Origin of the sequence: Roseovarius faecimaris, from assembly GCF_009762325.1 — a bacterium.
GTDB classification, from domain to species: Bacteria; Pseudomonadota; Alphaproteobacteria; order Rhodobacterales; family Rhodobacteraceae; genus Roseovarius; species Roseovarius faecimaris.
The window spans coordinates 555869-578752 of record NZ_CP034348.1; the positions used below are offsets into that span (position 1 = coordinate 555869).

The following is a 22884-nucleotide window of genomic DNA, read 5'->3' on the forward strand; positions in this document are numbered from 1 at the left end:
GGGCGCAATTTTGCGCAGCTTGTGAAAAAATGAAGCTCTGTTAACTTTTAGCTTGGCAGGTGCGGGCAGGCCGTCAAACACCATCCTGCCGCCCTCGCTTTTCACCAGTGGCAACTGCGCCATTCACCTATCGTGTTTGTTTACTTTTTTGGGGAGAAAACCAAATGGAATCCGCCTATTTACTTTCCGGATTCCTGACGCTCGGCATGGCAGTGCCTGCCCTTGCCGATCAGGTGATCAATGATGACCTGATCGTTAGAGACGATGCTTGCTTCGGTGTCAGCTGCGTCGACGGTGAAAGTTTTCCCAATTATTGGCAGCTTAAGCTTGATTCAGTCACACCCACCCTGGTCTTCGAAGATTCGACCACGAGTCCTACAAGCTTGCATGACTGGCAGCTTCAGGCCAATTCGGGCGATATCAACGGGTTCTATTTGCATAACCTGGATACGGGTAGCGATCCCTTCACGATCCTTGGCAACGCGCCATCAGACTCACTTTTCATCGCGGCGGATGGCGATATCGGGCTTGGTACAGCACTGCCCGAAGCAGATCTGCATCTTTCGGCGAGTGTGCCGAGCATTATTTTTGAGGCCACCAATTCATCTGCAAAATGGAATCTGAATATCGGTAGTTTCGGTGTTTCTTTTTTGGATGCCGCCAATAGTAGCAACGAACCATTGCTCATCGAAAACGGAGCGCCAACTGAAACGATTGTTGCCCGTGCGACTGGCGATGTTGGGTTTGGCGTTTTCTCTCCAGAGACGGGGCTGCATGTGCAACGCAACGATGGCAAAGGCGCGATCCTGATCGAAGAGACCAGCGCGGGCACGCTGGGCCAGATGAGCCTTCGCAACAACGGCATCACCTTTTTCACGCTGGAGGACACGTCCATCGCTGACGTGGACAATTCGGGCCGCAAGTGGAACTTCCAGAACCAGGCCGGCACGTTCCGGGTCACGACAGCCCCCGGGGGCCCCGGCGAGATCGAGATGATCCTGACGCCCGCGGGTGACATGACCATCGAAGGGGCGCTGACCCAGAACTCGGACAAGAACAAGAAAATGGCGATCGAGCCGGTGGACCCTGCCGCCATCCTTCAGAAAGTGGCCGAATTGCCTGTCTCAAGCTGGATGTACAAGGACAATGCTGACCTCGGGATCCGCCATATCGGCCCGATGGCGCAGGATTTCCACGCGGCCTTCGGTGTGGGCGCGTCCGAGACGGGCATTTCCTCGCTCGACACCTCGGGCGTCGCACTGGCGGCCATTCAGGCGCTTGAGGCGCAGAATGCTGCTTTGACATCGCGCGTCGAACAGCTGACCGATCGTTTGGTGGAGCTGGAGCGGCAGCTTCATGACTGACCTTTCGGGGGGCGTCGGCTCATGTTCCGGTGCGACCGGTGCGGCGCCTCTCGACAGACCGCAGTTTCCAAAGCGGCCCGCACCGGGGACCGTTGCCAAATCCGGCACCTTTCCCATATCGCAATTTTATCACCGTGAGATCAGTCGCAAACTTTTTTAAGCCAAGAAGGAAGTTCAACATGCCATGCAGAATGTACTCTCATTTGTTCACCGTGGCTATCGGTCTCGGGATCGGTTTCACCCTGTCTTCTTCCGCCCGGGCTGATCAGGTGATCGCCGATGACCTGATCGTCAGCGACTCGAGCATTGGCCGCATCTGCGTCGGTGGCGATTGCGCCAATGGGGAATCATTCCCGACCTCCATCGATGGCGTTATCAAGATGAGCGCAAATAGAAACATCATCGATTTCATCGACACGTCCGGCTCCACTTTCCCGGATCGGGACTGGCGCATTCAGGCCAATGAAAACGAAGGCGCCGAGGCGTTCTTTATTCAGGACCTGACCAGGAACAGCACACCATTCTACATCATTGGCGGCGCGCCAACGAACGCAGTTTTCATCGCGCAGAATGGCAATATCGGGATGGGGACCACTCTTCCGGAAGGGGACCTGCATGTTCTCGGAGCTCTGCCGAGATTCTATCTAGAAGCCACATCTGGCCAAAAATGGAATATGAATATTGGGTCCTTTGGCTTCGTTCTGAACGACTCCGCCTCTGCCCCACAGAACGATGTGCTACTGATCGAGAACGGAACGCCCAGGTACGCGCTGACTATGCGTTCCTCCGGCAATGTCGGGCTTGGCACATTTAGCCCAAGCTCGGGATTGCATCTCCTTCGAGACAACGGGAAGGGTGCGATCCTGATCGAAGAGACCAGCGCCGGCACGCTTGGCCAGATGACCCTTCGCAACAACGGGATCACGTTTTTCACGCTAGAGGACACGTCCATCGCGGACGTGGACAACTCGGGCCGCAAGTGGAACTTCCAGAACCAGAACGGCACGTTCCGCGTCACCACCGCCCCCGGGGGCCCCGGCGAGATCGAGATGATCCTGACCCCTGCCGGTGACATGACCATCGAGGGCGCGCTGACGCAGAACTCCGACAAGCACAAGAAAATGGCGATCGAGCCGGTGGACCCCGGTGAGATCCTTCAGAAAGTGGCCGAATTGCCCGTCTCAAGCTGGATGTACAAGGACAATGCTGATCTCGGGATCCGCCATATCGGCCCGATGGCGCAGGATTTCCACGCGGCTTTCGGCGTGGGCGCGTCCGAGACGGGCATTTCCTCGCTCGACACCTCCGGCGTGGCGCTCGCGGCCATTCAGGCGCTGGAGGCGCAGAATGCGGCGCTGGAGGAACGGCTGGCGGCGCAGGAAGCGAGGGCGCAGCTTCAACACGATTTGATCGAGCAGTTGCTCCAGCGGCTGGCCGACTTTGAAAACAACGGCGGGCGCCCCTGACGCAGGTGTGACCCGCGTCAGGTCACCAGCAATTCGTCCTGCGCTTTCGCGCCCAGACTGCGCCGGACCCATAGTTGCGACAGCTCAGGGGATATCCCGGCGCGCCGCGCCACCCGTTGGCGTGCCTCTTCGGTGAAGCTCCAGAGCCCCACGCTGATCCGGTCCAGGCCGGTCCCTTCGCTGCCGATGATCTCGGGTTCCGAGCCGATGGCGCGATAGATGCGCTCCATACGCGCGTCGAACACGCCAACATAATGCGTAATGCCGAAGTGCCGCATGACTTCACCACCGGCCAGCATCAGCGCAGCCGCCACGCGCGGCTCGGCCTGACGCGACAGGCAGAACCGTGTGCATTCCCAAATCGCGCGGTCCTCGATTATGCGGCCCCGCAACAGATGCGCGAAGTGATCCGCGACCATGGTCGACCCGGTGGTCGGCAGCAGCCGCATCGAACCGCCATGACCGCCATCGCGGTTCTGCCAGAGCACGTAAAGCGGGTTCAGCGCGTCATAGGCATCACGCTCCTGCCCGTTTGCGTCCACCTCGACATCCCAATTCAGCCTTGTCTTGAACTGATCCGCCCGATCCCGGAACATCCCCTCTTGCAGCTTTGGAAAGTCGCCCAACGCCCGCGCATGGATATATCGCAACATGAAAGGCCCCCTTGCCTGCTGCCATCGGCAACAGGGGTAGGGGCAGGGGGTTAATGCAGCTTAAGACCTGCGTACGGTGCCCGGGTTATATCCGCACGATGCCGCGCGTCACCGCCTTCGCGACCGCATGCACCGTATTGCTGGCAGCAAGCTTGTTGCGGGCACTTTCGATATAGACGCGCAGCGTGTGTTCCGAAATCGACAGCGTTTCGGCAACCTGCGCACGGCTATAGCCCATCGCCAGCAGGGTCAGCGCGTCCACTTCGCGCGGGCTCAGGGTCTTGGCCTTTTCGCGGGTTCGGTCCGGTTCGAACTCCAGCGCCTTTTTGTTGAAATCATGAGCAATGAGGATCATGTCGCGGCGATAATCGCGGATAAACTCCTCCCAGGCCGCGTCGTCGCAGCTATGGTTGACCGAGAAAAGTGCGAATTGTCCGTTCGGCCCGCGCACTGGCACGGAATATCCCTGGTTGCCCAACCCGTGGACCTGCGCGTCCTTCATGAAGGCGATGACGGGTTTTGATGTCCAGTCCAGCCGCTTCCAGTCAACGGGATGAAAGCGCTGGAAACACCCGTTGATCACCGGGTCGATGCGCAGATAATCCTGTTCGAGGTAACGTTGGACCCAGACCGGGTCGTAGGTGCCACAGCCATACTGATCGCCCGTGGAACTGACCCAGTGATAGACCATGTGATCGACGCGATAATGATCGCGGAGGTCTTCGATAACAGCTTGCAGATCCGCCGGTTCAGAGGCGTTCTCGAGAGTGCTCAGCAAAGATTCCAGCCGAAGCTGCGGCACACTCACCATGTGTCGGCACGTCCTCCCTGGTCATTGCCAATTCACCCAAGGCGATCAGCCTTGTGTCGTCCAGTTGTTCGGCCAAGTCACTCATCCCGTTTTGCTGGGCGAATGTCTTGAGGTCTGACAAAACGTCGAGAATCCAATCGTTTTGCATGGTATACTCTCTTTAGCGTTGGTTAACGAAAGGTTAACACCAGTATAGCGTGTGTCGCTTTGAAAACCTATTCGCGCTTTCATACTCCCCATAAATAGCGGGTAAAACGCGACATAAGTCATTGAAATATAACAATTTGACTTAAAAAGATGTATGCTCGCGTCATGTTTTCAGGACAACGCGAGCATACGAAAAAAACGGCAGAGAAAGATCAGGATTTCGCCGCGTCCAGCACGTCCTCAACCGTGCGCAGGCCGGTCTTGGGCGCCTGCACCAGCACCGACATGTTCCCCGGCTTGTGCTCGTTACGCAGCATTTTCATATGTGCCTGCGGCAGCTCATCCCACGGGAACACTTCCGACATGCACGGATCGAGCCTGCGCTCCAGCATCAGCTTGTTGGCGCTGGCGGCTTGCTTGAGATGGGCAAAGTGGCTGCCTTGCAGGCGCTTTTGGTGCATCCACATGTAACGCACGTCGAAGGTGCAGTTGAACCCGGTCGTCCCGGCACAGATCACAACCATGCCGCCCTTCTTGCAGACAAAGGTCGAGACCGGGAAAGTTGCTTCGCCCGGGTGCTCGAACACCATGTCGACGTTCACACCTTTGCCGGTAATGTCCCAGATCGCCTTGCCGAACTTGCGCACTTCCTTGAACCACTCGGCATATTCCGGCGTGTTCACCTTGGGAAGCTGACCCCAGCAGTTGAAATCCTTGCGGTTGATCACGCCCTTCGCGCCAAGGTCCATGACAAACTCGCGCTTGTCCTCTTCGCTGATCACGCCGATCGCGTTTGCACCCGCCGTGTTGATCAACTGGATCGCGTAAGAGCCAAGCCCCCCCGACGCGCCCCAGACCAGAACGTTCTGACCGGGCTTCAGGTCATGCGGCTCGTGGCCAAACAGCATCCGGTAGGCGGTGGCCAGCGTCAGCGTATAACACGCCGCCTCTTCCCAGGTCAGGTGCTTGGGCCGCGGCATCAGCTGCTGGGCCTGCACATTGGTGAACTGCGCAAAGGAGCCATCGGGCGTCTCATAACCCCAGATCCGCTGGGTCGGGGAATACATCGGGTCGCCGCCGTTGCACTCCTCGTCATCGCCGTCATCCTGGTTGCAGTGGATGACCACCTCGTCGCCCACTTTCCAGCGCTTCACCTTGTCGCCAACAGCCCAGACAATGCCCGACGCGTCCGAGCCCGCAATATGGTAGGGCTTGCCGTGTCCGTCAAACGGGCTGATCGGCTGACCGAGGGCAGCCCAGACGCCGTTGTAGTTGACCCCGGCGGCCATCACCAGAACCAGCACCTCATGGCTGTCGAGCACCGGCACATCGACCACTTCCACCTGCATCGCGGTGTCGGGTTCGCCATGACGTTCGCGGCGGATGGCCCAGGCATACATCTGCTTGGGCACATAACCCAGCGGCGGCAGTTCCCCGACCTCGTAGAGGTCTTTTTCGGGTGCGTCGTAAGGGGCGATCCCCGTGTCGGTATCCAGAGCCATGATGAGCCTCCTTGTTGCATTTTGCCGCGTTGCAGAATCGCGGGGTTTCCCTGAAATATCCACGGCCACGCAACAATGCAATGCCAAAGACGCCTGTTTTGTAATTTTATAACCTTGCAGTTGCAGAAAGTCGCGCCTTATGCGCTGCGGTCGCGAAAGAGATGGGCGATCGAGTTGGCATAATACTCCAGCAGCGGGCGCTCCTGCGCGACGATGCTCACCCCGTCCGGCGTATCCTCGACAAGCCCGCGTTTGCGCAACATGCGCAGGCCGACCTCGGCGGTATACTGTATATCCCCGCGCGCCAGGTGCACATGCGCCTCCGGGGCCTCTGCCATCGCTGCCTGCATGAGATCATCCAGCCGGTCCTCGGGCACCGGCGCGTCGGCCTCCAGCAAAATCCGCGCCACCAGCGGTGTCGGCAGCACCGGCACTTCGGCGCCGATCTTTTCCATCAGCACGCGGCCCAGGTCCTTTACGTCGCCCCGCGGATGCGTCTTGCGAAACTCCGAAAGCGCCACCGGCGCGCCGAAACTGACCGAGGCATAGCCTTGCCGGTGATACCGCCCCGTCAGGCGCAGCCAGTTCTGCTTGAGAAACCAGAACGCCACGACACTGATCCGGGCCCGGAACCGCCGCTCGCCCTTCTGGCCTGCGCTGACCAGGATACGGTCTTCCAGCACGCGGTCGTAATTCAGCGCCACCGGGATGAACACCACATCCCGGGCCCCCTCGCGCTCGCGCCCGTCCACCACATATTTCAGCAGTCCCAGCTTGGGCGGGGCCAGCGCACCATCAAGGCTCAGCCCGCCCTCGGGAAAGATTGCCTGCGTGACACCGCCATCGGTGGCCATTTGCACATAGCGCTCCAGCACCCGGCGATAGAGGTCATTGCGCGATTTGCGGCGGATAAAATACGCCCCCATCGCCTTGATCAGCTTTGACAGCGGCCACACCCGCGCCCATTCGCCCACCGCATAGGACAGCGCCGAGCGTTCGGCGGCAAGCCAGGTGACCAGCACATAATCCATGTTGGACCGGTGGTTCATCACGAAGATCACCGTGGCGTCCTTGTCCACGTTCCGCAGCGCATCTTCCGAGAAATGCCCCAGCCGCACGCGGTAAAAGGATTGGCTTAGCAGCTTGGCGAGCCGGATCGCAATGCCGAAATACGCCGTGGCGGAAAAGCCCGGTACGATCTCGCGGGCATAGCGTTTGGCCTGCTCGAAGGCCACGTTTTCCGGGATGCCTTCGGCCTTGGCATGGTCCGCCACCGCCTGTGTCACCATCGGGTCATAGATCAGCCGCTGGATCATGTCATAGCGCCGGGCCAGCTTGAACGGCTCGATCGGCCGTTCCAGCCGCTCATTGAGCCGGGCAACAGCCTTCTCCATGCGCCGCCGGAAGAACCAGCGCACCGATGGAAACAGAAAATGCGAGGCGAAGGTGACCGCCGCAAACGCCACCAGCAGGACGAGCGCCCAGAGGGGCATGTACACGGTCTGACCCATAAGCCCCTTTAGCAGAGTTTACCCTGCGGGGAAAAGGGGATGATGCCGCAACGCAGCGAATTGACATTGGTATAATCTTGCCGGTATCAATCGCGCGACGAAACAAAATTACGCATTCTGATTCACGAGGCCCGATATGTCGCAGACGCAGAAAGACCGCCCGGATGGTAAGTCCGATCGCCAAGCCGATCGTCCGTGGCTGATCCGCACCTATGCCGGACACTCCACCGCCAAGGCGTCGAACGCATTGTACCGGGCGAATCTGGCAAAAGGGCAGACCGGCCTTTCCGTGGCGTTCGATCTGCCCACCCAGACAGGCTATGACAGCGATCATGAACTGGCGCGCGGCGAAGTGGGCAAGGTCGGCGTGCCGATCTGCCATCTGGGCGACATGCGCACGCTGTTCGAAGAGATCCCGCTGGATCAGATGAACACCTCGATGACGATCAACGCCACCGCCCCCTGGCTACTGGCGCTCTATATCGCCGTGGCCGAAGAGCAGGGCGCGGATGTCACCGCCCTGCAAGGCACGGTGCAGAATGATCTGATCAAGGAATATCTCAGCCGCGGCACTTATATCTGCCCGCCCAAACCGTCGCTCAAGCTGATCGGCGATGTGGCCGAGTACTGCTATACCAATGTGCCCAAATGGAACCCGATGAACGTCTGTTCCTACCATTTGCAAGAGGCCGGTGCGACACCCGAGCAGGAACTGGCCTTCGCACTCGCCACCGCCATCGCCGTACTGGACGAGCTGAAAACGCGGGTCGAGCCAGAGGATTTCCCGGCGCTGGCCGGGCGGATCAGCTTCTTCGTCAATGCCGGCATCCGCTTTGTCACCGAAATGTGCAAGATGCGTGCCTTCGTGGACCTGTGGGACGAAATCCTGCAAACCCGCTACGGCGTGGAAAACCCGAAATTCCGCCGCTTCCGCTACGGCGTTCAGGTCAACTCTCTCGGCCTGACCGAGCAGCAGCCCGAGAACAACGTCTACCGCATTCTGATCGAGATGCTGGCCGTGACGCTGTCGAAAAAGGCCCGTGCCCGCGCCGTGCAACTGCCCGCCTGGAACGAGGCTCTGGGCCTGCCGCGCCCCTGGGATCAGCAATGGTCGATGCGCATGCAGCAGATCCTGGCCTATGAGACTGATCTTCTGGAGTTTGACGATCTCTTCGACGGCAACCCGGCGGTGGATGCCAAGGTCGAGGCGTTGAAAGACGGCGCGCGCCATGAACTGGCCAACCTTGAAAGCATGGGCGGGGCCGTGGGCGCGATCGAATACATGAAGTCACGGCTGGTGGACAGCAATGCCGAACGTCTGGGCCGGATCGAGGCCAATGAAACCGTCGTGGTCGGCGTGAACAGATGGACCGAAGGAGAGCCGTCGCCGCTACAGACCGAGGATGGCGGGATCATGGTGGTGGACCCGGCGGTGGAGCAGGAACAGATCGACCGCCTGAACGCCTGGAAGGCCGAGCGCGATGATGCCGCGGTCAAGGCGGCGCTTGCGGCCTTGCGCGACGCGGCGGAGACCGGCGAAAACGTCATGCCCGCCTCGATTGCGGCGGCCAAGGCCGGGGTCACCACCGGCGAATGGGCCGGGCAGATGCGCCAGGTTCATGGCGAATATCGCGGCCCCACCGGCGTGTCGGCGAACCCCTCGAACAAGACCGAGGGGCTCGACGAGATCCGCGATGCGGTGGATGCGGTCAGTGACCGCCTGGGCAAGCGCCTGAAGTTCCTCGTCGGCAAACCCGGCCTTGACGGGCACTCAAACGGGGCCGAGCAGATTGCCTTCCGCGCCCGCGACTGCGGGATGGATATCGCCTATGAAGGTATCCGCCTGACGCCTGAGCAGATCGTGAGCGCGGCCAGGGAAGACGGCGCGCATGTGGTGGGCCTGTCGATCCTGTCGGGCTCGCACATTCCGCTGGTCGAGGACCTGATGGGCCGGATGCGCGAGGCGGGGCTGGGCGATGTGCCGGTGATCGTCGGCGGGATCATCCCCGACGATGACGCCGCCCGTCTGCGCGAAATGGGCGTGGCGCGGGTCTATACGCCGAAAGATTTCGAGCTGAACACGATCATGATGGATATCGTGACGCTGGCCGATCCGCAGGCTGTCGCCGCGGAGTAAGCTGTTTCGGCCCTGACGGGCCGATCCCGCAACAGGAAGCGGCCCCTTGCGGGGCCGCACGAAGAGGGGGGCAGCCCCTGCGGGGCTGGGATCACTCGCTGGCTGTTTCCGCCTTCGTGGCCTCTGCCGCCGCCTGCGCTTCGGCGGCTTTCTGCGCCTCTCTGGCTCTGGCGGCCTCTGCCTGCTGCTTCTCGAAGGCCGCTTTCTGCGCGCGCATCACCTCGACTTGCGCGCTGATGCGTGTGGCCAGTTCCGGGCTGGTCTGCGCGAGCTTGGAAATCCCAAGATATTCCTGCGGCGTGATCCCGCGCACCTTGTCGACCAGCTGGATTGCCACACGATCGGCCTCGGCACGCAGTTCATTCTGCGCCTCTTCGCTTTCGGCATTGCCGATCTTGGAGGTGTACTCCTGGCGCAGGGTTTCAAGCGCAATGGCCGCTTTCACAAAGGCTTCGATCTGATCGTCGGTTACGTTTTCGACGGTGATCGGGGCCGCCTCCTGCGCGCTCAGCACGATGGGAATGGTGGTCAACCCAAGGGCCACGAGGCTGGCGATGAGAAACTGCTTAAGGGTCACGCGATCTGCTCCAATGTCTTTATATCGGCGCCATGTTGCGCCTGTTCTCCTCCCCACATGGGGTGTTTTGACCCCAATATCAAACGCTTTGCCGCAATATGGCAGGCCTTGTGGCCATAATCCGCTGGCCATTACCCCGGATTCTTCGCAAACTCGCCTGGTCAATTTCCCGGGAGGCATCCGATGAGCATCACAATCCGCCCGATCCGCTCCGAGGACGAAGCCCAGTGGCGCGCGCTCTGGACGGCCTATCTGGAGTTTTACGAGGCCACCGTGCCCGAAGAGGTTTATCAGACCACGTTTCAGCGGCTGCTGAGCGCGGATCATCCGGATCAGAACGGGTTTCTTGCGGTGCAGGGCGACACGCCCGTGGGCCTCGTGCATTACATCTATCATGCGCATAACTGGCGGGTGGATCAGGTCTGTTATCTGCAGGATCTCTATGCCGATCCTGCGGTGCGCGGCACCGGTGTGGGCCGCAAACTGATCGAGGCGGTTTACGCCCAGGCCGATGCCGACGGCCGTCCCTCGGTCTATTGGATGACGCAGGATTTCAACCACACCGCGCGGCAGCTCTATGACCGGATCGCCACTCTGACGCCCTTCATCAAATACGCGCGGAGCTGAGGCGATGACCATCCATATCGGCGCCAAACCGGGCGAGATCGCCGACACCGTTCTGATGCCCGGGGATCCGATGCGCGCGAAATGGGTGGCTGAAACATTTCTCGAGGACGCGCGGCAGGTCAACGAGGTGCGCGGCATGCTGGGCTTTACCGGTACATGGCACGGCCACCGCGTGAGCGTGCAGGGCTCCGGCATGGGCATGGCGTCGCTCAGCATATACGCCAATGAGCTGATCCGGGATTATGACGCCACCACGCTGATCCGCATCGGGTCCTGCGGCGGCATGCAGCCGCATGTGGCGCTGCGCGACGTGGTGCTGGCGGCGACGGCATCCTCCATATCCACCCCGTCCTCGACCATCCTGCGCGAGGTGAACTATGCCCCCTGCGCCGATTTCGGCCTGTTGCGCGACGCGGCGGCCAGAGCCGATGCGATGGACGTGCCAACCCATGTCGGCGGGATCTATTCGTCTGACACCTTCTATGATGAGCGCCCGGACCTGAACGCCGAAATGGTCCGCCACGGTATCCTCGCGGTCGAGATGGAAGCCGCCGAGCTCTACACGGTTGCCGCCCGCCACGGCGCGCGGGCCTTGGCGGTCCTGACCGTGTCCGACCATCTCGAAACCGGCGAGGCGCTCAGCAGCGCGGACCGCGAACGCAGCTTCTCTGACATGATCGAAATTGCTCTCAGCGCCGCCTTTGGCTCTTAAGGATATCTGGCCTGCGGCGGGAGTGTTTTTGCCAGGAAGAAAAGCATGCTGCTTCTCCCGGGCCGAACTCCTCCGGGGGTTTGGGGGCAGCGCCCCCATGTACAACAAAAAAGAGCGTGGCGCAGCCACTCAATCGGATCACGCCGGTCACGCGGTGGCCCGCTCGGCCCCCTGCGTAATCGCATCGCGCAGCTTCTTCTCCAGTGATTTCTGCTTGGCCTCGGAATAGAATTTCAGGCCGAACATATCCTTGACATAGAACGTGTCCACCACCTGCTCGCCATAGGTCGCGATCACCGCCGAGTTGATATAGACGTTGTTGTTGGCCAGCGTCCGCGTCAGGTCATAAAGCAGCCCCGGCCGGTCGCGGGTATCCACCTCGATGATGGTGTAAATCTCCGAGCCGTCATTGTCGAAGGTGATATGCGTCGGCACGCGGAAAGCGCGCTCGCGTTTCTTGATCTTGTCGCGATCCTTGATCGCCTCGCCCGCCACCACCTCGCCCTTGAGCGTCTTGTGAATCATCTGGCGCAGGCGCGGCAGGCGGGCCGCCTCATAGGGGCGGCCTTCGGCGTCCTGGATCCAGAAGGCGGCGGTGGCGAACCCGTCTTTGGACGTATAGGTGCGCGCGTCCACCACATTCGCCCCGACCAGCGCCAGCGCGCCGGCCAGCCGCGAAAAAATACCGGGGTGATCGGCAAGAGCGAAACAGGCGCGGGTCGCATCCCGGTCCTCGTCAACCGCAAGATCGATCGCGATCTCATCCTCTTCAAGCTCCCTCAGGAGCCGGGCAAAGACCTCGTGCGCCGTCACATGCAGCCCCTGCCAATAGGGCGGGTAATGCCGTGCCGTCTCCACTTTGAGATCCCTGGAATCCCAGTCCGACAGCGCCTCGCGCAGGTTGCGCTTGGCCTCCGAGCCGCGCTGCTCGCGGTTGAGCGCCTCCAGACCGCCTTCCATGGCGCGCCGCGTCTGCCGGTACAGCGCCCGGATCAGCGAGGCTTTCCAGTTGTTCCAGGTGTCCGGCCCCACGCCGCGAATGTCACAGACCGTCAGCACGCACAGCAGATCGAGCCGCTCTTTCGTCTGCACCGCCTTCGCGAAATCACGCACCGTGCGAGGGTCGGCAATGTCACGCTTCTGGGCCATGTCCGACATGAGCAGATGATAGCGGATCAGCCATTCCACCGTGTCCACCTCGGCCGGTTTCAGCCCCAGCCGCGGCGCAACCTTGCGGGCGATCTGCGCGCCCAACATCGAATGATCTTCCTCTCGTCCCTTGCCGATATCGTGCAGCAAAAGGGCGACATAGAGCACCCGCCGGTTCACCCCTTCCTTGAGGATGGTCGAGGCCACGGGCAGCTCTTCCACCAGCTCCTCGCGCTCGATCTGCGCCAGCTGGCTGATACATTGAATGATATGCTCGTCGACGGTGTAGTGGTGATACATGTTGAACTGCATCATCGCCACGATCGGCTCGAACTCGGGGATAAAGGCCGACAACACCCCAAGCTCGTTCATCCGGCGCAAGGCGCGCTCGGGGTTGCCGTGCTTGAGCATCAGGTCCAGGAACAGCTTCTGCGCCTCGGGATCGTTGCGCATTTCATCGTCGATGAGGTGCAGGTTGGCCGTCACCAGTCGCATCGCGTCCGGATGGATCAGCATGCCCGTGCGCAACCCTTCCTCGTAGAGCCGCAGAAGGTTCAGCCGGTCCTTCAGAAAGCTCGTGGGCCGCTCGATGGCCAGCCGCCCATGCACTTCCTTGTAGCCCGGCTTGAGCTTTTTCTTGCGGCTGAACAGCCGCTCCAGCAGGGGGGCGGATTTGACATGCTGCGCCTCCAGCTTGGTCAGGAAGATGCGCGTCAGGTCGCCCACCACCGTGGCATGGCGGAAATATTCCTGCATGAAATGTTCGACTGCCCGGCGTCCGGCGATGTCCACATAGCCCATGCGCTCGGCCACCTCGACCTGCATGTCGAAACTGAGCTGATCGTTGGGCCGCTTGGTGGCCAGGTGCAGATGACAGCGCACCGCCCAGAGGAAATTATGCGCCTTGGCAAAGGTGCTGTATTCCTCTTCCGTGAAGACCCCCAGCCGCACCAGTTCGGCGGTGTCATCCACCTGGTAGATATATTTCGCGATCCAGAACAGCGATTGCAGATCGCGCAGCCCGCCCTTGCCTTCCTTCACATTGGGCTCGACCATATAGCGCTGGTTGCCCTGCTTGATATGGCGCGCCTCGCGCTCGGAAAGCTTGGCCTCGATGAACTCGCGCTCGGTACCCTTGAACAGATCCTTGCGCAGCGTCTTGTTGAGCTTTTCCGACAGGCTCGCCTCGCCCGCGAGAAACCGGTTTTCCAACAGAGCGGTGCGAATGGTGAAATCCTCGCGCGCAAGGCGGATGCAATCGGGGATCGTGCGGCTGGAATGGCCCACCTTCAGGCGCAGGTCCCACAGCATGTAGAGCATGCTTTCGATCACGCTCTCGGCCCAGGGGGTGATCTTGTAAGGCGTCAGGAACAGCAGATCGACATCCGATTCCGGCGCCATCTCGCCGCGCCCGTACCCGCCCACAGCCGTTACCGCGATGCGCTCGGCCTCGGTCGGGTTGGGCAACGGGTGCAAGACACGCGTCGCCAGATCGAGCACGGTCAGGATCAGACAGTCGGTCAGCCAGCTGTAAGACGCGGTCGCCGCGACCGCTTCAAGGGGATGCGTGCCCAGTGCCGCGGCAATCGCCTCGCGTCCGCGCGTCTGCGCCTCGCGCAGCACCTGCACCATCTCCCGGCGCAGGGCCACATGGTCGCCCTCATGCGCGGCTTCGGCCTGGGCCATGGCCTCGGCCATCGCCGCACGGTCAAAGATATCCTCCGCCGGGCAGATCAGATGTTCAGGATCAACCATTGGCGTGGTGTCGCACCCCTATCAGAACCCGGCCCCGCCAAAGCTCTTCGGGGCGTTCTCCAGAATGACAACCTGCTGATTGCGGATCGTGGCAATGGCCAGCCCGCGCTCGGTCGTGCCGTCGGGACGGAAGCGGAAAACCCCGTTCACCCCCTGGAAGCCCGCCGATTGCGTCAGTGAGGACTTGCTCAGCGCGTCGCGCTTCCCGGTCTTGACCAGGGCGCCGATCGCGGCAATCCCATCATAGGCCAGCCCGGCAATGTCATGTGGCTGCTCGCCATTGGCCGCGGCAAAACGATTGGCGAACTGGGCCGCGCGGGCCGGATCCGGCATGGCGAACCAGCCGTTCTGCAACCCCGGAAGATCGCGGGTCTGCGGCGGAACATCCCACCGCGCAAGGCCGATATACTGCATCGTTGCGGGGCCAAGCCCGGCCTCCGGCAGCATCTGGCTGAACAGAGGCAGCGCGCCCGCCGCATTGGCGGTCATGAAAATCGCATCCGCATTCCCGCTGGCGGCGGCCGATCTGATCCTCGGCACTGCATTCACCACGCCGTCTTGCGAGAATTCATAGCTCACCGCGCCGGTCACGGACCCGCCATGACGCGCAACCGCCTGTTCGATGGCCTGTTTGCCAAGCTGTCCGGCCAGGTTGCTGGAATAGACGGTGAGAATCCGGGACTTGCCCTGACGTGTGGCATAGGCAGCCAGCCGATCGGCGGTGTTATCGAAGGTTTGCCCCAGAACAAAGAGGTTGCCTCCCGCGATCGTCGGATTGTTGGAGAAGGCCAGCACGTTGACGTTCCTGTTGGCCACCGCGACGGCCACGGCATTGGCCGATTCCGCATGCAGCGGGCCAATGATGATCTTGGCTCCGTCGGCGACCGCGTTTAGCGCGGCTTCCTGTGCGCGGGCGGCACTGCCCGCCGTGCCATAGACCCGCAGGTCGATCTGCACACCCTGCAGATCGGCCACCGCCAGACGCGCTGCGCGCTCCAGGTCGCGGGCCAGTTTCTGCTCCTGCGGGCTGGCGGCCCCGTGCGGCACCAGAAGCGCCACGGCAACTGCCGCGCCTGGCGCCGTGGCCCCGTTGCCGCCGCCAAGGCTGACCGGCTGACAGGCGGCCACAAGCCACATCGCGGTGAAGATCATGAAGAGGCGGCCAGCGGCCTTGCGGGCGCGTTGAAAAGCGGCAAACATGGGTACGGTCTACTCCCTGAGCATGGCGGGATCGCCCCGCCGTTCATTGAGCCGCAATAATAAACGTCACACAGGGCGGGTCCAGAGGTGAATCCCAGAACCGAGAAACTCAAGCCGGGTTTGTACCTGATCGCGACGCCGCTTGGCACCGCGCGCGACATCACGCTGCGTGCGCTCGACCTGCTGGCCTCGGCGGATATGCTGGTGGCCGAAGACACGCGCAGCTTGCGCAAGCTGATGGATATTCATGGTATAGCTGTACGTGACCGCGCGATGCTGTCCTACCACGACCACAACGGCGATCGTGTGCGGCCCCGTATCCTGCAGGCATTGGCAGAGGGTCAGGCGGTTCTCTATGCCTCCGAAGCGGGCACGCCCATGGTCGCGGATCCGGGGTTTGACCTCGCGCGCGCGGCGGTGGCCGAGGGCTATGCTCTGGTCTCCGCTCCGGGCCCGTCCGCGGCAATCACGGCGCTCACGCTCTCGGGCCTGCCCACCGACCAGTTTCATTTTGCGGGGTTTCTGCCCAACAGCGCCTCCCGGCGGAAATCCGCGCTCACCGCGCTCGCTTCGGTGCCGGGGACGCTGATCTTTTACGAATCGCCCAAGCGTGTGGCGGCGATGCTGAAGGATGCGGCCGCCGTGCTGGGACAGACGCGCCCGGCAGCGCTCTGCCGGGAACTGACCAAGAAATTCGAAGAGGTCTTGCGCGATGATCTGGGGGCGCTGGCGGGCGAAGCTGCCAGCCGAAGCTTCAAGGGCGAGATTGTTGTGCTGATTGGCGACGCCCCGAAACGGTCTGTTAATTCCGAGGAGATAGACTCAGCCCTCAGGACGGCGCTTGCAGAACATTCCGTGCGCGATGCGGCTGATCTGATCGCGCAGCAACTGGGTGTGCCCCGCCGCAAGATCTATCAGCGGGCGCTGGCGATCGAAAAGGAGAGATAGTGCAACATTTCAACCCGCATTCCGCATTTGCCTGCCCGGTTGAGCCTCGCCGCCTGCGCGGCAAGAGCAACTATTTATCGGGCCTTGCTGCCGAGTCGGCCGTGCGGCGTCGGTACGAAACAACCGGCGCGGTGCTTGCCGCGGAACGTTGGCGCGGGCAGGGCGGTGAGATCGACCTGATCTTTCTTGAGGGCGACGTGATCGTTTTTGTCGAGGTCAAGAAGGGCCCGAGTTTCGAGTGGGCGCTGACGCGCTTGTCGGAGGCGCAGATGATGCGCATTCACCGCAGCGCCGCGGAATTTCTTGGCACCACGCCCCGGGGACAGCTCAGCGAGGTCCGGTTCGACCTCGCGCTGGTGGACCAGAGCGGTGCGGTGCAGGTGATGGAAAACGCTTTCGGCCATTTCTGAATTGCACCGCGCCCGTCCATGCCCCATGTAGGTGAACACCAAGACATGAGGAGGGACGCCCGTGAAAATCGCCTTTCAGATGGACCCGATCGGCCCGATCGACATCAACGCCGACAGCACGTTCCGCCTCATGGAGGAGGCGCAGGCGCGCGGGCACGAGCTATTCTATTACACACCTGACAAGCTGGCCTATGATCAGGGCCGGGTAACGGCGCGGGGCTGGCCTGTGACCGTCCAGCGCGTCAAGGGCGATCACTACACCCTGGGCGAGGCGCAGGAGGTCGATCTGGCCGACTACGACGTGGTCTGGCTGCGCCAGGACCCGCCTTTCGACATGTTCTACATCACCACCACCCATATCCTGCAGCGGCTCTCGCCCGGCACGCTGGTGGTGAATGATCCGTTCTGGGTCCGCAACTACCCCGAGAAGCTGCTGATCCTCGATTTCCCCGACCTCATGCCGCCCACCGCCATCGCCCGCGACATCGAGACCATCCGTGCCTTCCGCGCCCGGCATGGCGACATCATTCTCAAGCCGCTCTATGGCAATGGCGGAGCGGGGGTCTTCCACCTGCCCGAATCCGACCGCAACCTGAATTCACTGCATGAGCTTTTTACCGGTTTCTCCCGTGAGCCGCTCATCGCACAGAAATTCCTGCCCGATATCGCCAAGGGCGACAAACGTGTGATCCTGGTCGATGGCGACCCCGTGGGGGCGATCAACCGCGTGCCGGCCAAGGGCGAGACGCGTTCCAACATGCATGTGGGCGGGCGGCCCGAAAAAATCGCGCTCAGCGACCGGGACCGCGAGATTTGCGCCCGCATCGGCCCGCTTCTGAAGGAAAAGGGCCAGGTCTTCGTCGGGATCGACGTGATCGGCGATTACCTGACCGAGATCAACGTGACCTCGCCCACCGGCATTCAGGAACTTGAGCGTTTCGACGGCACCAATGTCGCCGCGCGTATCTGGGAGGTGATCGAGGCCAAGCGGTCATGAGCTGGATCAGACCGGGCCTCAACCTCTATCTGCGGCTCACCGAGAAGCCGCACCTCGCCCGCGCCAGGGACCCCGGGAAGCTGCGCCGCTCGTTCGAGCTGAAGTCGCGGATTTTTTTCCGAAGCCCGTGGGGCACCAGCACTGTCGCGCAAACCGTGGCCGGGGTCAGTTGCCTGCATGTCACCACGCCGGGCTCGGACACGACCGGGCCGCTGATACTTTACCTGCATGGCGGCGGCTATATTTTCGGCTCACCGAGCACCCACAAGGCGATGCTGGCGCAGCTTTGCAAACGCACCGGCCTCGCCGCACTGCTGCCTGATTATCGCAAGGCGCCGGAGCACCCTTTCCCGGGGGCGGTCGAGGATGCCGTGGCGGTCTATCGCGCCGTGGCCGACCACCCCGGCGGTGTGGTGATCGGCGGCGACAGCGCCGGCGGCGGCCTGACCCTGGCGCTCAATCTCGAAATTCTGCGCCTCGGCCTGCCGAAACCCCTGGGCAGTTTCTGCCTGTCGCCCCTGACCGACCTGAGCTTCACAAGCGCCTCGGTGCGCGACAATGACGCGTGTGATGTGGTTCTGCCCGCTTCGATGGCGCCGACGATGGCCGAAATGTACCTGCGCGAGGCTGATCCGTGTCAGCCGCTCGCCTCACCGCTCAACGGTGATTTCACCGGCGCGCCGCCCGCCTGGATTTCTGTCGGGACGACCGAGATCCTGCTTGATGACAGCACGAGGATGGCCGAGCGCCTGCGCGCGCAAGGGGTGCCGACCGAGCTTGTTGTCGAACAGGATTTGCCCCATGTCTGGCCGCTGTTCCACACGCTTTTGCCCGAGGCGCGAGCCACGCTCGACCAGCTGGCGGGCTGGATCAGGTCTCTGCCGCCACGCTCAGCCGATAGCTGATCGCCTCGGCCACATGGTGCCGCTCCACCCCGTCTGATCCATCCAGATCGGCGATGGTTCGTGCCACCCGCAACACCCGGTGATACCCCCGCGCCGAGAGGCCGAACCGTTCCGCCACCTTGGTGAGCAGCGCGCGGCCCTCCGCATCCGGGGTCGCCACCTCCTCCAGCGCCTCTCCTTCGGCGTCGGCATTCTGATACATGCCCGGTCGTGCCTCATACCTTGCCTCCTGCAGCGCGCGGGCGGCCAAGACCCGCCCCGCGACCTCGGCCGAGCTGTCGCCCGAAGCAGGCAGATCGAGGTCTGAGAAAGCCACGGGCGGAACATCGACACGCAGGTCGAACCGGTCCATAAGCGGGCCGGAAATCCGGCCCAGGTAATCCTCACCACAGAGCGGCGCGCGTGAACAGGCGCGGTTCGGATCGCTGAGATGTCCGCATTTGCAGGGGTTCGCCGCCGCCATGAGCATAAACCGGCAGGGGTATTTCACATGCGCATTGGCGCGCGCAACCATCACCTCGCCGGTCTCAATGGGTTGGCGCAGCGTCTCCAGTACGGTGCGGGGAAACTCGGGAAACTCATCCATGAAAAGCACGCCATTATGCGCAAGGCTGATCTCACCGGGCTGGGCGCGCCGCCCGCCGCCGACAATTGCGGCCATCGAGGCGGTGTGATGCGGCTCTCGAAAGGGGCGCGCGCGGTTGATCCCGCCTTCGTCCAGAAGACCGGCGAGCGAGTGGATCATCGAGGTCTCCAGCGCCTCCCGTGCGGTGAGCGGCGGCAGGATGCCAGGCAGCCGCGCGGCCAGCATGGATTTGCCCGAGCCGGGCGGGCCGATCATCATCATGTGATGCCGCCCGGCGGCTGCGATCTCCAGCGCCCGCTTGGCGCGTTCCTGTCCCTTGACGTCGCGCAGGTCGCGGCTTGTATCGGCGGCGATCACCTCGCCGGGCTCGGCGGGGGGCAGGGGGGACTGCCCGGTATAGTGCCGCACAACATCCGCCAGATTGGCCGCGCCCAGCACCCGCACCGCGCCGACCCAGGCCGCCTCGGCGCCCGACGCCTTGGGGCAGAGCAGCGTGCGGTCCTCCTCGGCGGCGGCCATGGCGGCGGGGAGCGCGCCGACCACCGGCACCAGCGCACCATCGAGCGACAGCTCGCCCAGCGCGCAGGCTTCCTCCACGGCGTCCCTGGGGATGATCTCCAGCGCGGCCAGCAACGCCAGCGCGATCGGCAGGTCGAAATGACTGCCCTCTTTCGGCATGTCCGCCGGGCTGAGATTGATGGTGATCCGCTTGGAGGGAAGGGCGATCGCCATCGAACTCAGCGCCGTGCGCACCCGGTCGCGCGCCTCCGAAACGGCCTTGTCGGGTAGGCCCACGACCGAAAAGGCGGGCAGGCCCGGCGTGACGGCGCATTGCACCTCCACGGGCTTTGCCTCGACCCCCTCGAAGGCCACGGTGTAGGCTTTGGCGACCATCCGCGCCCCTTTCGTTCAGAATGGTTAACGCTACGGCCAAATCGGTTGATGAATGGTTAATCTCTTGTGTTGGATTTGAGTATTTTTGCCACAAAGAAGGGAGAAGGCCGCGCCATACACGCCAGGCTGCGCAAAAAATGTGATTCACGTTTGCGGCGAAAGGCTTTAGGGATCAGGCATCTTTCCGGCGCAAAGGCCCGTTTATGAAACCCGTGCGATTGCTCTCCAGTATCCTGACCGTGGGCGGCTGGACCCTCATGAGCCGCATCCTTGGCTTTGTGCGCGATGTGCTGATCGCGAGCTTTCTGGGCCCCGGCGCGGCGATGGATGCGTTTGTGGCCGCGTTCCGGCTCCCCAATATGTTCCGCCGGTTCTTTGCCGAGGGCGCGTTCAACGCCGCCTTCGTACCGATGTATTCCAAGCGGCTGGAAGGCGGGGAGGATCCGCATGGCTTTGCCTCGCTGGCCTTCAGCGGTCTGGCGCTGGTGTTGCTGGCTCTGACCGGGCTTGCCATGGTCTTCATGCCGGCGCTGGTCTGGGCCACCGCAGAAGGCTTCTCGGGCGATGTGCGGTTTGACATGACCGTCGGGTTCGGGCGCATCGTCTTTCCCTATATCCTGTTCATTTCGCTGGCGGCGCTGCTTTCGGGCGCCCTGAACGCGGCCGGGCATTTCGCGGCGGCCGCAGCGGCACCGGTGCTGCTCAACGTGATGCTCGTCGCGGCGATGTCGGCGGCCTGGTATATGGGCGGTGCGGTGGTGACGGCCCTCGTCTGGACCATCCCCTTTGCAGGGGTGGCGCAAATGGTGTTGGTCTGGGTGGCGGCCAAACGCGCGGGGCTGCATATCGGCCTCGTGCGCCCGCGCTGGACGCCCGAGATGGCACAGCTTGTGCGCATCGCGATCCCCGCGGCGCTGGCGGGCGGGGTGATGCAGATCAACCTGCTGGTGGGTCAGCAGGTGGCGTCGAATTACGACAAGGCGATCAGCTGGCTTTACTCCGCCGACCGGCTCTATCAGTTGCCGCTGGGTGTGGTGGGCATTGCTGTTGCGATCGTGCTGCTGCCCGACCTGTCGCGGCGGCTGAAGGCCGAGGATCACAAGGGCGCGCGCGAGGCGTTTTCCCGCGCGGGCGAGATTTCACTGGCCCTGACCATTCCCTCTGCCGTGGCACTGATGGTGATCCCGATCCCGCTCGTCTCGGTACTGTTCGAGCGCGGCGCCTTCGGTGTGGATGACACGGCAGCAACCGCGCTGGCGGTGGCGATCTACGGTCTCGGCCTGCCGGCCTTCGTGCTGCAAAAGATCCTGCAACCGGTTTATTTCGCGCGTGAGGATACCAGAACGCCGTTTCACTATGCGGTCGTGGCCATGGTGATCAACGCGGTGCTGGCGGTGGGACTGGCCTTTGTCATCGGCTGGGTCGCGGCGGCGATTGCCACCACGCTGGCCGGCTGGGCCATGGTCTGGCTTCTGGCGCGTGGCGCGCGCCGTTTCGGTGAGGACGCCCGCTTTGACGCGCGCTTCCGGTCGCGGCTCTGGCGGATCGTGCTGGCCTCGGCGCTGATGGGCGGGGTGCTGTGGATGGTGGGGCTGGCCCTCAACCCGTTTATCCTGGTGCCCGGGCTACGCTGGGTGGCGCTGCTGGTGCTGATCGCGATCGGCGCGGGCAGCTATTTCCTCGCCGGGCGGCTCTTTGGCGCGTTCCGCAAGGGCGAGCTGCGCGAGGCGTTCCGGCGCTGAGGCCGCTCTTCCGGCCCTGACGTGCCGGCCTCGCGAGGCGCCCACGCAAGGGGGCGACGAGCGGCTTACTGATGGCGCATCTTTTCGCGCAGCTTGGCGAAGCCGCCGGGGCTGAGCACGAAAGAGGCAAGGAACCCGGCCACAAACCCGCCAATATCGGCCAGCCAGTCGCCATTGCTGCCGAACAACAGTCCGAAGATAAGCTGGATCACCAGCAGAAACCCGATGAGCGTGAACGCGCGGTATTGCTGTGCGCCCATCTGCCCCAGCTTCAACCACATCAGATAGGTGAACCCGCCGATCAGCCCGTAAACCCCCGGAAACGCCCCGACCAACCAGGGCGTGCCCCCGGCGAGCAGACCATAGACCACGGCCCCCGCCGCAAGCGAAATCAGAAACAGCGCCAGCGTCGCAAACTGGTTGAACACATCGCCCACGAACTTGCCCAGCGCCAGCAGCATCGCACCCGCGAAAAGCGCATGGGTAAACGTCCCATGCACGAATCCGTAGCTCACAAAGCGGATCAGATGCTCCCGCGGATAGACCCCGTTGGCCAGCATCCAGTCCATAACATCGGTGTTGAACCCGTAGCTCTGGATCGCATTGTTGCGCCATCCGACCGCCTCCGGTCCGCCCAGCATGCCGCGCGCGCCCAGGGAAAAGGCCGCCTCCACCACTATGATCACCAGAAACAGCGCCAGAACCACAGGCGGGATCGGATTGACGGGGGCGTGATACTCGGGATCGCTGCTCATGCACGTGCCTCTGCTTGACGGGGCCTTGCCCTACCG

Annotated in this window: 20 protein-coding genes; 10 read left to right on the forward strand and 10 right to left on the reverse strand. The window is 62.6% G+C overall.

What is annotated here, in order from left to right:
• Window positions 1-107 precede the first annotated feature (107 nt).
• Both EI983_RS03050 and EI983_RS03055 read left to right on the forward strand, forming a co-directional pair.
• The gene (locus tag EI983_RS03050) at window positions 108-1364 is read left to right on the forward strand and encodes a tail fiber domain-containing protein (protein WP_198389366.1); all 1257 of its coding nucleotides are present in this window, start codon (window positions 108-110) and stop codon (window positions 1362-1364) included.
• 191 nt (window positions 1365-1555) lie between these two features.
• On the forward strand, window positions 1556-2830 hold the full coding sequence (locus EI983_RS03055; protein ID WP_157705865.1) for a tail fiber domain-containing protein: 1275 nt from the start codon (window positions 1556-1558) through the stop codon (window positions 2828-2830).
• Window positions 2831-2847: 17 nt separating this feature from the next.
• Here EI983_RS03055 and EI983_RS03060 read toward each other — a convergent pair whose 3' ends face one another.
• The 5 genes from EI983_RS03060 to EI983_RS03080 all read right to left on the reverse strand — a co-directional run bounded on the left by EI983_RS03060 (window position 2848) and on the right by EI983_RS03080 (window position 7454).
• Window positions 2848-3483, reverse strand: a complete 636-nt coding sequence (locus tag EI983_RS03060) for an acyl-homoserine-lactone synthase (RefSeq protein WP_157705867.1) — start codon at window positions 3481-3483, stop codon at window positions 2848-2850.
• A gap of 85 nt (window positions 3484-3568) precedes the next feature.
• Entirely contained in the window at window positions 3569-4294 is a 726-nt protein-coding gene (locus tag EI983_RS03065) for a helix-turn-helix transcriptional regulator (protein ID WP_157705869.1), read from the reverse strand.
• A complete protein-coding gene (locus tag EI983_RS03070; protein ID WP_157705871.1) occupies window positions 4233-4442 on the reverse strand; it encodes a hypothetical protein in 210 nt (69 codons plus the stop codon). Before EI983_RS03070 ends, EI983_RS03065 begins: the two co-directional genes overlap by 62 nt.
• A gap of 211 nt (window positions 4443-4653) precedes the next feature.
• Window positions 4654-5943, reverse strand: coding sequence for a crotonyl-CoA carboxylase/reductase (gene ccrA / locus EI983_RS03075; protein ID WP_157705874.1), 1290 nt, complete (start codon window positions 5941-5943; stop codon window positions 4654-4656).
• A 137-nt stretch (window positions 5944-6080) separates the two neighbouring features.
• On the reverse strand, window positions 6081-7454 hold the full coding sequence (locus tag EI983_RS03080) for a 1-acyl-sn-glycerol-3-phosphate acyltransferase (RefSeq protein ID WP_157705876.1): 1374 nt from the start codon (window positions 7452-7454) through the stop codon (window positions 6081-6083).
• 136 nt (window positions 7455-7590) lie between these two features.
• On the opposite strand from EI983_RS03080, the gene EI983_RS03085 reads away from it, so the two are divergent.
• On the forward strand, window positions 7591-9591 hold the full coding sequence (locus EI983_RS03085; RefSeq protein WP_157705878.1) for a protein meaA: 2001 nt from the start codon (window positions 7591-7593) through the stop codon (window positions 9589-9591).
• A gap of 91 nt (window positions 9592-9682) precedes the next feature.
• On the opposite strand, the gene EI983_RS03090 is transcribed toward EI983_RS03085, so the two are convergent.
• Window positions 9683-10168, reverse strand: coding sequence for a DUF4168 domain-containing protein (locus EI983_RS03090; RefSeq protein WP_157705880.1), 486 nt, complete (start codon window positions 10166-10168; stop codon window positions 9683-9685).
• Between the two features lie 183 nt (window positions 10169-10351).
• Between EI983_RS03090 and EI983_RS03095 the strand changes: the two genes are divergently transcribed.
• Complete coding sequence (locus EI983_RS03095; RefSeq protein ID WP_157705882.1) at window positions 10352-10795, forward strand: GNAT family N-acetyltransferase; 444 nt, start codon at window positions 10352-10354, stop codon at window positions 10793-10795.
• 4 nt (window positions 10796-10799) lie between these two features.
• Window positions 10800-11507, forward strand: coding sequence for a purine-nucleoside phosphorylase (deoD, locus tag EI983_RS03100; RefSeq protein ID WP_157705884.1), 708 nt, complete (start codon window positions 10800-10802; stop codon window positions 11505-11507).
• Window positions 11508-11654: 147 nt separating this feature from the next.
• Here deoD and EI983_RS03105 read toward each other — a convergent pair whose 3' ends face one another.
• Together EI983_RS03105 and EI983_RS03110 are read right to left on the reverse strand one after the other, a co-directional pair.
• Window positions 11655-14411 carry a [protein-PII] uridylyltransferase gene (locus EI983_RS03105; RefSeq protein ID WP_157705886.1) on the reverse strand — a complete coding sequence of 919 codons (2757 nt, stop codon included), beginning with the start codon at window positions 14409-14411 and terminating at the stop codon, window positions 11655-11657.
• Between the two features lie 21 nt (window positions 14412-14432).
• Complete coding sequence (locus EI983_RS03110) at window positions 14433-15611, reverse strand: penicillin-binding protein activator (protein WP_157705888.1); 1179 nt, start codon at window positions 15609-15611, stop codon at window positions 14433-14435.
• An 87-nt stretch (window positions 15612-15698) separates the two neighbouring features.
• Here EI983_RS03110 and rsmI point away from each other — a divergent pair, with 87 nt between their 5' ends.
• From rsmI to EI983_RS03130, 4 genes are all read left to right on the forward strand, one after another.
• A complete protein-coding gene (gene rsmI, locus EI983_RS03115; protein WP_157705890.1) occupies window positions 15699-16559 on the forward strand; it encodes a 16S rRNA (cytidine(1402)-2'-O)-methyltransferase in 861 nt (286 codons plus the stop codon).
• Window positions 16559-16969, forward strand: coding sequence for a YraN family protein (locus tag EI983_RS03120; protein WP_157705892.1), 411 nt, complete (start codon window positions 16559-16561; stop codon window positions 16967-16969). Before rsmI ends, EI983_RS03120 begins: the two co-directional genes overlap by 1 nt.
• 61 nt (window positions 16970-17030) lie before the next feature.
• Complete coding sequence (gene gshB, locus EI983_RS03125) at window positions 17031-17966, forward strand: glutathione synthase (protein ID WP_157705894.1); 936 nt, start codon at window positions 17031-17033, stop codon at window positions 17964-17966.
• A complete protein-coding gene (locus EI983_RS03130) occupies window positions 17963-18871 on the forward strand; it encodes an alpha/beta hydrolase (protein ID WP_157705896.1) in 909 nt (302 codons plus the stop codon). Before gshB ends, EI983_RS03130 begins: the two co-directional genes overlap by 4 nt.
• Here the strand turns inward: EI983_RS03130 and EI983_RS03135 are convergent.
• Window positions 18837-20351 (reverse strand): YifB family Mg chelatase-like AAA ATPase, encoded by a 1515-nt coding sequence (locus EI983_RS03135; protein ID WP_157705898.1) that lies wholly within the window; start codon window positions 20349-20351, stop codon window positions 18837-18839. The two genes, EI983_RS03130 and EI983_RS03135, sit on opposite strands and share 35 nt — an antisense overlap.
• A 203-nt stretch (window positions 20352-20554) precedes the next feature.
• Here EI983_RS03135 and murJ point away from each other — a divergent pair, with 203 nt between their 5' ends.
• The gene (gene murJ, locus EI983_RS03140; RefSeq protein WP_157705900.1) at window positions 20555-22093 is read left to right on the forward strand and encodes a murein biosynthesis integral membrane protein MurJ; all 1539 of its coding nucleotides are present in this window, start codon (window positions 20555-20557) and stop codon (window positions 22091-22093) included.
• Window positions 22094-22158: 65 nt separating this feature from the next.
• On the opposite strand, the gene EI983_RS03145 is transcribed toward murJ, so the two are convergent.
• Entirely contained in the window at window positions 22159-22848 is a 690-nt protein-coding gene (locus tag EI983_RS03145; protein ID WP_157705902.1) for a rhomboid family intramembrane serine protease, read from the reverse strand.
• Window positions 22849-22884: the final 36 nt, after the last annotated feature.